At 72.2% G+C, this 12,412-nt stretch carries 8 protein-coding genes and 1 pseudogene; 3 read left to right on the top strand and 6 right to left on the bottom strand.

The window, feature by feature from the left end; all coding sequences use genetic code 11:
* Nucleotides 1–438 precede the first annotated feature (438 nt).
* From OJ254_RS02675 to mce, 5 genes and pseudogenes are all read right to left on the bottom strand, one after another.
* Nucleotides 439–1,211: pseudogene (locus OJ254_RS02675) on the bottom strand (ABC transporter permease).
* Between the two features lie 2 nt (nt 1,212–1,213).
* A complete protein-coding gene (locus OJ254_RS02670; protein WP_265361081.1) occupies nt 1,214–2,236 on the bottom strand; it encodes an ABC transporter ATP-binding protein in 1,023 nt (340 codons plus the stop codon).
* A gap of 146 nt (nt 2,237–2,382) precedes the next feature.
* The gene (locus OJ254_RS02665) at nt 2,383–3,321 is read right to left on the bottom strand and encodes a coiled-coil domain-containing protein (protein ID WP_265361080.1); all 939 of its coding nucleotides are present in this window, start codon (nt 3,319–3,321) and stop codon (nt 2,383–2,385) included.
* Nucleotides 3,322–3,434: 113 nt separating this feature from the next.
* Nucleotides 3,435–7,697, bottom strand: coding sequence for a polarized growth protein Scy (gene scy / locus OJ254_RS02660; protein ID WP_265361079.1), 4,263 nt, complete (start codon nt 7,695–7,697; stop codon nt 3,435–3,437).
* A gap of 210 nt (nt 7,698–7,907) precedes the next feature.
* The gene (gene mce, locus OJ254_RS02655; RefSeq protein WP_265361078.1) at nt 7,908–8,348 is read right to left on the bottom strand and encodes a methylmalonyl-CoA epimerase; all 441 of its coding nucleotides are present in this window, start codon (nt 8,346–8,348) and stop codon (nt 7,908–7,910) included.
* Nucleotides 8,349–8,485: 137 nt separating this feature from the next.
* Between mce and OJ254_RS02650 the strand changes: the two genes are divergently transcribed.
* The gene (locus OJ254_RS02650) at nt 8,486–9,697 is read left to right on the top strand and encodes an acetyl-CoA C-acetyltransferase (RefSeq protein ID WP_265361077.1); all 1,212 of its coding nucleotides are present in this window, start codon (nt 8,486–8,488) and stop codon (nt 9,695–9,697) included.
* 71 nt (nt 9,698–9,768) lie between these two features.
* Nucleotides 9,769–10,728 (top strand): methylmalonyl Co-A mutase-associated GTPase MeaB, encoded by a 960-nt coding sequence (gene meaB / locus OJ254_RS02645; RefSeq protein WP_261955663.1) that lies wholly within the window; start codon nt 9,769–9,771, stop codon nt 10,726–10,728.
* Nucleotides 10,729–11,000: 272 nt separating this feature from the next.
* On the opposite strand, the gene OJ254_RS02640 is transcribed toward meaB, so the two are convergent.
* Nucleotides 11,001–11,606 (bottom strand): PepSY domain-containing protein, encoded by a 606-nt coding sequence (locus OJ254_RS02640; RefSeq protein ID WP_265361076.1) that lies wholly within the window; start codon nt 11,604–11,606, stop codon nt 11,001–11,003.
* 134 nt (nt 11,607–11,740) lie between these two features.
* On the opposite strand from OJ254_RS02640, the gene OJ254_RS02635 reads away from it, so the two are divergent.
* Nucleotides 11,741–12,403, top strand: a complete 663-nt coding sequence (locus tag OJ254_RS02635) for a response regulator transcription factor (protein WP_265361075.1) — start codon at nt 11,741–11,743, stop codon at nt 12,401–12,403.
* The last annotated feature ends 9 nt before the right edge of the window (nt 12,404–12,412 follow it).

The raw sequence follows: 12,412 nt of genomic DNA, 5'->3' as shown, positions 1-12,412 counted from the left end.
GGGAGGTGCCCCCAGCGGCGGGCGTTTGTGTTTTGGGTGCGGTGCCGGCCCTCCAGACTTCGTCCTCCGGTCCAGCCCCTCCCGTGAGTGGGAGGTAAGAGCTGGGGGGGGCGGGCCCGGTCTGTTGCTTGCGCGCCCGTGGGTGTTACGTACACCCCCACCGTCCTTAACTTTCCCCCCGCGGGAGGGGACGGGCCGGAGGACGAAGTCTGGAGGACCGGCACCGCACCCGACAACCACCCAGCCCGCCGCAGGCGCAACGGCGAACAACACCCGCGGCGGGACGGCCGACAACGTGCGGGGCGCCGCAAAGCGCACAACGGCGAGACGACCCGCGGCGGGAGAGACGGGTACGTGCGCGGCGCCGCAAAGCGCGCAACGGCGAGCAACACCCACGGCGCTGCAGCCGAGTACGTGGGAAGAAAGCCAAGCGCAGCGTCACGCATCGCGGCGCTTCAACACCACGTACCCCCGATGAGCGCCACCACCGTCCAAGCGATCATGATCCCCAGCCCGCCCCACGGCCCGTAGGGCACGTCTTCGCCCGCGCGGGGGACCACCTGCATGATCTTCGAGCCGGCCTGGTCGGGCAGGAAGCGGCCGATCTTCCGGGTGGCGGAGACGTTGCCGAGGATGTTGGAGATCAGGAAGAAGAACGGCATCAGGATGCCCAGCGAGAGCATCGGACTGCGCAGCATCGTGGCGACCGCCATCGAGAAGAGGGCGATCAGGGTCATATAGAGGCCGCCGCCGATCACGGCGCGCAGCACACCGGGGTCGCCGAGGTGGGCGCGCAGATTGCCCAGCATCGCCTGGCCCGCGAAGAACGTCACGAAGCTGGTGGCCAGGCCGACGACGAAGACCAGCGCGGTGGCGACCAGGAGTTTGCAGAACAGGAACGTGCCGCGCTGCGGTACCGCGGCGAGCGAGGCGCGGATCATGCCGGTGCTGTACTCGTTGGAGACCACCAGCACGCCGAAGACGATCATCGCGAGCTGGCCCAGTCCCATACCGGCGAAGCTGATGTTGGTGGCGTCGAACGACAACCGGTCCCGGGCCGGCATGGAGCTGAAGTCGTGGTTGGCCAGGGTGCAGATCAGCATGCCCAGCCCGATGGTGACCAGGACGGCGATGGCCAGCGTCCACACCGTCGACCGCACCGATCTGATCTTGGTCCACTCGGACCGGATGACCTGCCCGACCGCCGCCATGGTCAGCTCCTCTTCCTCTGCCAGTCCGTGCCCCAGCCGGTCGGCTGCGGCTCGCCCGGCCGTGCCCCGGCCGGCTGGGGGGCTGCCGGGACGGCGGTGGTCGGCACCGGCACCGGCTCGCCGTTGTGCGCGTGGTACTCCACCGATCCGGCCGTCAGCCGCATGAACGCCTCCTCCAGGGAGGCCTGCTGGGGGCTCAGCTCGTGCAGGGTCAGGTGGTGGGCCGCGGCCAGTTCGCCGAGCCGCTCGGCCGGCACCCCGTCGATCTCCAGCGCCCCGCCGCCGGCCGCCGCCGCGTGGATGCCTTCGGCGCGCAGCACGTCGAGCAGCTTCTGCTGTTCCGGGGAGCGCATCCGGACGTACGAGCGCGAGTTCTGGTGGATGAAGTCCTTCATGGACGTGTCCGCCATCAGCCGGCCCTGGCCGATGACCACCAGGTGGTCGGCGGTCAGTGCCATCTCGCTCATCAGGTGGGAGGAGACGAAGACCGTACGGCCCTGGGCCGCGAGGTGCTTCATCAGGTTGCGGATCCAGTGGATGCCCTCGGGGTCGAGGCCGTTGACCGGCTCGTCGAAGAGCAGCACCTGCGGATCGCCGAGCAGGGCGGCCGCGATGCCCAGCCGCTGGCCCATGCCGAGCGAGAAGCCCTTCGCGCGCTTCCTGGCGACCGAGCTGAGCCCGACCATTTCGAGCACCTCGCCGACCCGGCCGCGCGGGATGCCGTTGCTCTGCGCCAGGCACAGCAGGTGGTTGGCGGCGCTCCGGCCGCCGTGCACCGCCTTGGCCTCCAGCAGCGCGCCGATGTACGTCAGGGGGTCTTCGAGCTGGCGGTAGTGCTTGCCGTCGATCCGGACCGTGCCCGACGTCGGGTTGTCGAGGTCCAGCATCATCCGCATGGTGGTCGACTTGCCCGCGCCGTTGGGGCCGAGGAAGCCGGTGATGATGCCGGGCCGCACCGTGAAGGTGAGGTGGTCCACCGCGACCTTGTCGCCGTAGTGCTTGGTCAGCCCCTCAAGCTCGATCATGTACAGCACGCTAGGCGCGCCTGGGCGGCCCGGCCACCGGGGCGGGGCCGGCTGGCTGACCCCCTGTACGACCGGGCCCCCGCCACCGCCTCAGAGGGCGGTACGGGGGCTCGATCGAAACGGGCGAGAACCTTCCGACGGGTGGTTCAGCGCGTCTGCTGGGCCGGGACGCCGCGGGAGACCGCCTCGTCGTCGCCGGGGGCGCCGGCCGCGGCGACCGCCGCACCGGTCAGCGTGGCCAGCATCTCGCGGACGTTGGTCAGCTGGGCGTTGATGGAGTCGCGGCGGTTGGTCAGCGCCGCCAGCTCGCGCTCGGATTCGCTGCGGATACGGTCCGCCTTGGCGTTGGCGTCCGCCACGATGTCCTCGGCCTGGCGCTGCGCGGTCTCCACCGTCTGGCGGGCCCGGCGCTCGGCGTCCGTACGCAGCTTCTCGGCCTCCAGGCGGAGCTGCTCGGCGCGGTGCTCGATCTCGGCGAGGCGCTTCTCGGCCTTGGCCTGACGGGAGGCGAGGTCGCGCTCGGACTGCTCGCGGCGCTTGGCGAGGTTGGTCTCGAAGTCCGCGGCGGCCTGGGCGGCCTTGGCGCGGGTCTCCTCGAAGAGGGAGTCCGCTTCCTCCCGCTTGGACTGGGCGTCCTTCTGGGCCTCGGCGCGCAGCGTGGACGCCTCGCCCTTGGCCTTCTCGACGATCCGGGCGCCCTCGTCCTCCGCCTTCGCCTTGCGCTCGGCGGCGAACGCCTCCGCGTCGTTGCGGACCTGCTGGGCGGCCGACTCGGCCAGCTCGCGGTGCTGCTCGGCGGCCCGGCGGGCCTCCTCGCGCAGGTCCTTGGCCTCCTCCTCGGCGAGCCGGAGGATCTTCTCGACGCGCGCTCCGAGGCCCGCGTAGGACGGTTCGGCGTCATTGACCTGCGCCTGGGCGTTCTGCGTCTCGAGGTGGAGTTCCTCGATCCGCTTTTCCAGCGACGTGATGCGGGCCAGCGCGCCGTCGCGGTCGGCGACGAGCTTCGTGATGCGGTCATCCACCTGACCGCGGTCGTACCCACGCCGCACGAGCTCGAAGCCGAAGGGGGAGGAAGTGTCGCTCATGGGGTTCCTGTCGAAGAGACCGGTGAGGTGATAAGGAGAATCCTAGGGGTCACAACGGCGTGTCATCGAGTCATTGCCCGTTTGATCTGGAGAATGTCCCCTCATTTGAGTGGCTACCCTTCAGACTGCTTGCCACTCGAACGAGTTGCTCCGGCGCCCGCGCCCGCTTTCACCCCGTTGCCCTTGTTTTCGCCGCCTCCGCCAGGTGCCTCGAAGGACTCCAAAGCCTCCAGAACGTCCTGAACGCGGGAGATTTCGGCGTTGATGTCCTCCCGCCGGCGGACCAGGGTCTCCAGCTCGCGCTTGCCCTCGTCCACGATGCGGACGGCCTCCTCCCGGGCCTCCTCGCGCATCCGCTCCGCGTCGCGCACCGCCTCGGACTTCTTGTTCTCGGCCTCCTTGATCAGGCTCTCGGCCTTCTTGACCGCCGCGATCCGGACCTTGCTCGCCTCGCTGTTGGCGTCCGCCATCATCCGGTCGGCCTTCTCCTCGGCCTCCACCTGCTGCGCGGTGGCCTGCGCGATGAGCTTGTCGACCCGCTCGCCGGCGTTCTTCATGGTCTCCGCCGACTCCCGGCGGGCCCGGTCGTGCAGCTCCTCGACCTCGGACTCGATCCGCTGCCGCAGCTCCTCGGCGCGCTCCCTTATGGCGGTGGCGTCCCCACGGGCCTCCTCCAGCAGCGCGTTGGCGTCCGTACGGGACTTCTCCACCCGGGCGTTGCCGTCCGCGGTCGCCTCCGCGACGAGCCGGTCGGCCTCCTTGCGGGCCGCCCCGACCATGGTGTCGGCCTGCTCCTCGGCCTGGGTGGCGACCTTCAGCGCCTCCTCCTGGGCCTTGGCGATGAGCTGGTCGGCCTGCTCCGCGGCGTCCCCGCGGCGCTTGGCGGCGTCCTTGCGGGCCTCGTCGAGCAGCCGGTCGGTCTCCTCCTGGGCCTCCGCGCGCATCCGCTCCGCGGCCGCCTCCGCGTCCTCCTTGATTTTGGCCGATTCGTTACGGGTGCGGCCGGCGTGCTCCTGCGCGGCGGTGACCGTCTCGGCCGCCTCGGCCCGCAGCCGGTCCGCCTCCGCGGTGGCGGTGGCGATCATCCGGTCCGCCTGCTCGCGGGCGTCGGCCCGGGTACGGTCCGCCTCCCGCTCGGCGTCCGCGGTGGTCTCCGCGGCCTCGGCACGCAGCCGCTGCGCCTCCGTCGCGGCCTCCGACACCAGCGTGTCGGCCTGCTCCGCGGCGTCCGCACGGGCCTTGTTGGCGTCCGCGCGGGCCTGGTCGCCGGTGCGCTCGGCGTCCCGGCGGGCCTGCTCCAGCACCTCGGCCGCCTCGGACCGCAGCTGCTCGGACCGCTCGGTCGCCGCGGCCACCAGGGACTGCGCCTGCTGCTCGCCCTCCGCGCGCAGCCGCTCGGCGGCCTCCTGGGCCTCCTGGACCGTACGGTCCGCGTCCTCCTGCGCCGAAGACGTCAGCTCGGTCGCCTCGGTGACGATCCGTTCGGCCTCCGAACGGGCCTCGGTGATCAGGCGGTCGGCCTGCTCCGCGGCGTCCGACCGCATCCGGTTCGCGTCCTCGCGCGCCTCGGCACGGGTCCGCGCGGCGTCCTGCTCGCCGGCCGCCAGCGCGTCCGACGCGTCGGTGCGCAGCTGCTGTGCCTTCGCGGTGGCGTCCGTGACCAGCTTCTCGGCCTGTGCGGTCGCCTCAGAGACCAGCCGGTCGGCCTGCTCGGCGGCCTCCGTACGCGCCGCGTTGGCGTCCCGGCGGGCCTCGTCGAGCACCCCGGCCGCCTCCGTGCGCAGCCGCTCGGCCTCCTCGATGGCCTCCGCGACGGCCCGCTCGGCAAGCGTCCTGGCGGCCTCCGACGCCTCCTGCGCCTCCTGCCGGATGCGCGCCGCGTCCTCCGACGCCCGCTCCCGCTCGTCGTAGGCGTCCTTGCGGACCCGGTCGGCCTCCTCCTGGGCCTCCGACTTCGTGCGCTCCGCGGCGTGTTCGGCCGCCGACCGCAGTCCGGCGATCTCCTCGGCGGCCTGCTCGTGCAGCCCCGCGACCGAGTCCCGGACCTGCTGCGCGGTCTGCTCGGCCGTCGCCACCAGCTCGCCGGCCCGCCGGTCCGCCTCCTCGACCAGCCGCTCGGCCTCCTCCTGAGCCTCGGTCACCCGCGTACGGGCCGAGGCCAGCAGCTCCTCGCTCTGCTCGCGGGCCGCGGTGCGCTCCTGGTGGGCCTCCTCGCGGGCCTCGCCCAGCAGTTGCTCGGCCTCCCGGCGCCGCCGCGCGGCCTCCTCCTGCGCCTCGGCCAGCGCCTGCGCCGCCTCGGCGCCGGTGCGCTCCGCGGCGGCCGCGGCCTCCGCGCGCACCCGGTCCGCGGTCTCCTGCGCCTCCGACTTGAGCCGTTCGGCCTCGGCCGCCGCCTCGCTGCGCAGCCGTACGGCCACCGACTCGCCCTCGGCGCGCGCCGCCGAGGCGTCCGCGGCGGCCTCCGTGCGCAGCCGCTCGGCCTCCTCCTCGGCCTCCTGCTGGAGCGTGCGGCGACGCTCGGCGGCCTCCGACGTGAGCCGGGCGGCCTCCTCCTGCGTCTCGCGGCGCAGCCGTTCGGCCTCCGCGCGGGCCTCGCGCAGCGACTCCTCGGCGGCCGTGACCCGCTCCTCGGCCTCGGTACGCAGCCGGTCCAGCTCCGCCTGGGCGTCGGTGCGCAGCTGCTCGGCGGCCTCCTCGGCCTCCTCGCGCAGCTTCGCGGCGCTCTTCTCGGCCGTCGACGTCAGCTCCTCGGCGGCCTGGGTGCCCTCCAGCAGCAGCTGTTCGGCCTCCGAACGCGCCCGCTCCAGCGCGTCCTCCGCCTGCCGGCGCAGCGCCGAGGCCCGCTCGATGGCCTCCGTCCGCACCCGTTCGCTCTCCGCGACGGCACCCGAACGGGTCTCCTCGGCATCGGACTTGGCCTTGACCAGCAGCTCCTCGGCGGTACCGGCCGCCTCCTCGATCTGCTGGACCGCCTCGCGCCGGGCCTCGCCGCGGATCCGCTCGCCCTCGGCGACCGCGTCGGCCCGCAGCTGCTCCGCCTCACCGCGCAGCCGCCGCGCCTCCTCCTGGAGTTCGGCGGTCTTGGCGCGGTACTCCTTGGTGTCGTCCTTCGCCGCGCCCTTGAGCTGCGCCGCGGTGTCGTGCGCCTCCTCGCGCAGCCGGTCGGCCTCGGCCTCGGCCTCCTTGCGCAGCCGGTCGGCCTCCTCGGCGGCGGCCTTGGTCGCGGCCTTGGCGTCTTCGGACGCCTTGGTCAGCATCTCCTCGGCGGACCGGGCGGCTTTCGCCAGCTGCGCCGCGGAGTCCTCCGCCGCCTTCGACCGCGCGGCCTCCTGCGCCTCGGCGAGCAGCCGCTCGGTCTCCGTACGGGCGTCGACGCGCAGTTGCTCGGCCTCGGCCTTGAGCGCCTCGGCCTCCTTGGTGGCCTCACCGACCAGCCGGGCGATCTCCGCCTTGGCCGTACGGGTGCGCTGCTCGTTCTCCGACTCGGCGGCCGACAGCCGCTTTCCGGCGTTCTGCTGCGCCTCCTCGACCAGCTTCTCGGCCTCGGCGCGCGCCTCGCGCAGCGCCGTGTCCGCCTCCTGCAGCCGGGCCTCGGCGGTACGGGTCAGCTCGGTGGCCTGACGGCGCGCCTCCTCCGCCTCGGTGCCGGCCGTGGTGCGCAGCCGCTCGGCCTGATCCGTGGCCTCCTGGGCCTGGTTGGACGCGGCGGTCAGCAGCCGCTCGGCGTCCGTACGGGCGCGGCGCAGCAGGGATTCGGCTTCGGCGCGGGCCGCTTCGGCCTCCGAACCGAGCCGGGCCCGGGCCTGCTCGATGAGCCGCTGGGCCTCGGCGCGCGCGGACGCCAGGGCCGATTCGGCCTCCGCCCGGGACTCCTCCATCAGCCGGCGGGCCTGCGACTCCGTACGGGCGCGCAGCTGTTCGGCCCAGGCGACGTTCTCGTTGACGTGCGATTCGACGGTCTGCCGGCGCTCGTTGAGCTCCTCGTCGAGCCGCTGGCGGCGACTGACCGCCTCGGCGTGCAGCTCGGCCTCCAGCCGGGCCTGCCGCTCGGCCTGCTCCTGCAGCACCCGCTGGGTCTGTGCCCGTGCCTCGCGCAGCTCCCGCTCGGCGTCCGACCGCAGCTGATCGGCCTGGATCTGCGCGTTGCGCAGCAGTTGTTCGGCCTGGTGGCTGACGTTGTCGTAGGCAGGACGGGTCGCGAGGTTGCGACGCGCCTCGTGCAGCTTGGCGCGCAGCACCTCGACCTGGTAGCCGAGGTCGTCGGCGTGCTGGACGGCCTTGTCCCGCTCGGTCTTCAGCCGCTCCATCTCGGCTTCGAACTGCGAGAGGTGGTCGCCCTCAGCCCACTTACGCTCCTGGCGCTCGTTGCCCCGCACTGCGCGGTCCCATCCGTCCCCTGGTCATGGTGGCGGCCGGCTCCGGTCCTGCGGTGCTCGTCCCGTACACGTCACGTCGTACTCGACTGGCACCCGTTGGAGCTGACCCTTCTCCGAAGAAATGGTGTCAGATCATCGGCAGAGTATGGACCGAGCCCCACTCCCGTACCCCGGCCGAAGCTGCACTCTACCGGCCGGGGAACGTGAAGGTCAGTGGTCCGTGCTGGCGGGGGGTGCGGCGGTGACGAGTTCGGTGAGTACGCCGTGGCAGTCCTTGGGGTGCAGGAAGGTGATCCGCGAGCCCATCGAACCCGTCCGGGGCTGGTCGTAGAGCACCCGGACGCCCTTGCCGCGGATGGCCTCGGATTCACCGTCGACGTCCGCGGTGCCGAAGGCGATGTGGTGTACGCCCTCGCCGTTCTTGGCCAGCCATTTGCCCACCGCGGAGTCCTCGCGGGTGGGCTCCAGGAGCTGGAGGTAGGAGGCCCCGCCGTCCGAGGTCTCGTTGATCTTCAGCATGGCTTCCCGGACGCCCTGCTCCTCGTTGACCTCGGTGTGGAACACCTCGAAGCCGTACGTGGCACGGTAGAACTCGACAGTCTTGTCGAGGTCGAAACAGGCGATCCCGATGTGGTCGATTCGCGTCAGCATGGTTCCAGTGCACCCCTCTCACGACTGGTTACGCAACGTGCGCGCGATCACACCTGCTGGCCGGTGACCCGACGGGTACCGCTCAGTACATTGACGGGAACCCTCGTTAACTTCCCTGCAAAGGAAGGCCGCATCGCATGTCTGAAACCAACGGCACGAACGGCACCACCTCAGTAATCGTGGCGGGAGCCCGTACCCCGATGGGGCGGCTTCTCGGATCCCTGCGGACCTTCTCAGGCGCCGATCTGGGCGGCTTCGCCATCAAGGCGGCGCTGGACCGGGCGGGCATCGGCGGTGACCAGGTGCAGTACGTGATCATGGGCCAGGTGCTGCAGGCCGGGGCGGGGCAGATCCCGGCGCGCCAGGCCGCCGTCAAGGCCGGCATCCCGATGAACGTCCCCGCGCTCACCGTCAACAAGGTGTGCCTCTCCGGTCTGGACGCGATCGCGCTGGCCGACCAGCTGATCCGTGCGGGTGAGTTCGACGTCGTCGTCGCCGGCGGCCAGGAGTCCATGAGCAACGCGCCGCACCTCCTCCCCAAGTCCCGGGAGGGCTACAAGTACGGCGCCGTCGAGATGCTCGACGCGATGGCCCACGACGGCCTGACCGACTCGTTCGAGGGCATCGCCATGGGCGAGTCGACCGAGAAGCACAACACCCGGCTCGGCATCGCCCGGCCGGAGCAGGACGAGATCGCCGCGGCCTCCCACCAGCGGGCCGCCGCGGCCCAGAAGAACGGCCTCTTCGAGGCCGAGATCACCCCCGTGGAGATCCCGCAGCGCAAGGGCGAGCCGGTCGTCTTCAGCAAGGACGAGGGCATCCGGGCGGAGACCACCGTGGAGTCGCTGGGCAAGCTGCGCCCGGCGTTCGCCAAGGACGGCACGATCACCGCCGGCACGTCCTCGCAGATCTCCGACGGTGCGGCCGCCGTCGTCGTGATGAGCAAGGCCAAGGCCCAGGAACTCGGCCTGGAGTGGATCGCGGAGATCGGCGCGCACGGCAACGTCGCCGGCCCCGACAACTCGCTGCAGTCCCAGCCGTCCAACGCCATCAACCACGCCCTGGGCAAGGAGGGCCTGACCGTCGCCGACCTCGACCTGATCGAGATCAACGAGGCGTTCGCGGCGGTCGCCGTGCAGTCAATGAAGGATCTGGGGGTCTCCCCGGAAAAGGTGAATGTCAACGGCGGCGCGATTGCCCTGGGTCACCCGATCGGGATGTCCGGCGCCCGCATCGTGCTGCACCTGGCCCTGGAACTGCGCCGGCGCGGCGGCGGAACCGGCGCGGCCGCGCTGTGCGGTGGCGGCGGTCAGGGCGACGCGCTGATCATCCGCGTACCGGGTAAGTAAGCGACAGCCCGTACGCGCGTGCGTACAGGCTGGCCAATCGCGTACCAGCGAGCCGAAGGAGCCGAGCAGCGATGGTGGACGTCCCCCAGCTGGTGGAACAGGCACGGCAGGGCCGGCCGAGGGCGGTGGCCCGACTGATCTCCCTCGTGGAGGGGGCGGCGCCGGAGCTGCGCGAGGTGATGGCGGCGCTGGCACCGCTCACCGGCAACGCCTACGTGGTCGGGCTTACCGGCTCACCGGGCGTGGGCAAGTCCACCACCACCTCGGCCCTGGTCACCGCGTACCGCAAGACGGGCAAGCGGGTCGGCGTGCTCGCCGTCGACCCGTCCTCGCCGTTCTCCGGGGGCGCGCTGCTCGGCGACCGGGTCCGGATGAGCGAGCACGCCTCCGACCCCGGCGTCTACATCCGCTCGATGGCCACCCGCGGCCATCTGGGCGGACTGGCCTGGGCCGCACCGCAGGCCATCCGGGTCCTCGACGGGGCCGGCTGCGACGTGATCCTGGTCGAGACCGTCGGGGTCGGCCAGTCCGAGGTGGAGATCGCCTCCCAGGCGGACACCTCCGTGGTGCTGCTCGCGCCGGGCATGGGCGACGGTATCCAGGCGGCCAAGGCCGGAATCCTGGAGATCGGCGACGTCTACGTGGTCAACAAGGCCGACCGGGACGGCGCCGACGCCACCGCCCGGGAGCTCAACCACATGCTGGGCCTCGGCGAATCCCGGGCGCCCGGCGACTGGCGGCCGCCCATCGTGAAGACGGTCGCCGCCCGCTCCGAGGGCGTCGACGAGGTCGTCGAAGCGCTGGAGAAGCACCGGGCCTGGATGGAGGAGCACGGCGTGCTGGCCGAACGGCGCCGCGCCCGGGCCGCCCACGAGGTCGAGACGATCGCGGTCACGGCGCTGCGTGAGCGGATCGGCGACCTGAGCGGCGACCGCCGGCTGGAGGCCCTGGCCGAGCGGATAGTGGCGGGCGAGACGGATCCGTATCGGGCGGCGGACGAGTTGGTGGACGGCGTCACGAATGGCGGCTGACGCCGGGGCGCCCACGTACCTGGCTTTGCCGCCGTGGTGGTTGCTCGCCGTTGCGCGCTTTGCGGCGCCCCGCACGTACTTGGCCGTCCCGCCATGGGGCGTCTCGCCGTTGCGCCTGCGGCGGGCTGGGTCTTGTTGGGTGCGGTGACGGACCTCCGGGGCCGGTTGTGTGGACTGCTGACGCTTTACGTCCACACAACCGGCCCCTCCGGCCCGTCCCCTCCCGTTGGGGGAAAGACAACGGTGGTGGGGGTGGCGGCCGGTTATTCGGGTCAGTCGTCCCCGTTGTCGTCGTGCGCGGGGGCGGTGTTCAGGGTGCCGGTGTGCGGGTCGATGAGGAGCTTGTGCTCGGTGCCGTCCTTGGTGACGGTCTCGACCTCCCAGACGGCCTTGGCGCGGTGGTCGTCGTCCAGTTCGACGGAGGTGACCGTGCCGTGTTCCGCGGCGGCCTTGCGGGCGGCGGTGGCGGCGTCCGTGCGGGCGTGGTTCAGGGCGGTCCGCTCCCCGGTGTGATCGTCGTCGTCCTCGCGGTCGACGTGCTGGTTCAGCACCCGTGCGGTCCGCGCGTCGAGGGTGACCTCGTGCCACTTTCCGTCCTTGCCCAGCACATCCGCGTCCCAGACCAGACCCGGGCGGTCCTGGTCGAGGTCCAGGCCGGAGACCTTGCCGGGGACGGCCTTCAGGGCGGCGGCCGCGGCCTGGGGAGCGCTCACCCGGGCGGCGCCGGCCTCGTGGAGGTCCTCGGTGTCCTGGGGGCTGTGGCCCGCGGCCGGCGCGCCGTTGCCGGAGCCGCTGCCGCTGACCGCGACGGCGGTGACCGTACCGCCCGCCAGCAGGGCGGCCGCGGCGGCGGTGGCGATGGCGAGGTGGCGCTTCATGTGCTCTCCTCCGTGGTTGCTCGGACCCGGTCATCCGGGTCAACGTCGTGCCGCCACAGTGGCCGAACGCACCTGAAGCCGAGCTGAAGGCAGCTGAAGGACGCTTCAGGTTCCGGATGGCAGGCTTGGCCGCTATGCGGCTCTTGATCGTGGAGGACGAACAGCGGCTGGCCCGGTCGCTGGCCAGGGGCCTGCGGGCCGAGGGATACGCGGTCGACGTGGTGCACGACGGCCTCGAAGGGCTGCAACGCGCCGGCGAGGACGCCTACGACCTGGTCGTGCTGGACATCATGCTGCCCGGCATGAACGGCTACCGCGTCTGCGCCGCACTGCGGGCGGCCGGGAACGAGGTGCCGATCCTGATGCTGACCGCCAAGGACGGCGAGTACGACGAGGCCGAGGGGCTGGACACCGGTGCCGACGACTACCTGACCAAGCCGTTCTCGTATGTGGTGCTGGTGGCCCGGGTGAAGGCGCTGCTGCGGCGGCGGGGGCGGGGCGCCCCGCCGGTGCTGCGGGTGGGGACGCTCGTCGTCGACCAGGGGGCGCGCCGGGTCGAGCGGGACGGTACCGAGGTCGCGCTGACCGCGAAGGAGTTCGCCGTCCTGGAGCAGCTGGCCCTGCGGGCGGGGGAGGTGGTGTCCAAGGCGGAGATCCTGGAGCACGTGTGGGACTTCGCCTACGACGGTGACGTCAACATCATCGAGGTGTACGTGAGCGCGCTGCGGCGCAAGCTCGGCGCCGGGCACATCGTGACGGTGCGCGGTGCGGGATACCGGCTGGTGGCCGGTGCGTAGGGCGCGGGG

This window comes from Streptomyces endophytica (assembly GCF_026153355.1).
GTDB classification, from domain to species: Bacteria; Actinomycetota; Actinomycetes; order Streptomycetales; family Streptomycetaceae; genus Streptomyces; species Streptomyces endophytica.
The sequence above is the reverse complement of the archived record's forward strand: the minus strand, read 5'-3'. Positions and strand labels throughout refer to the sequence as shown.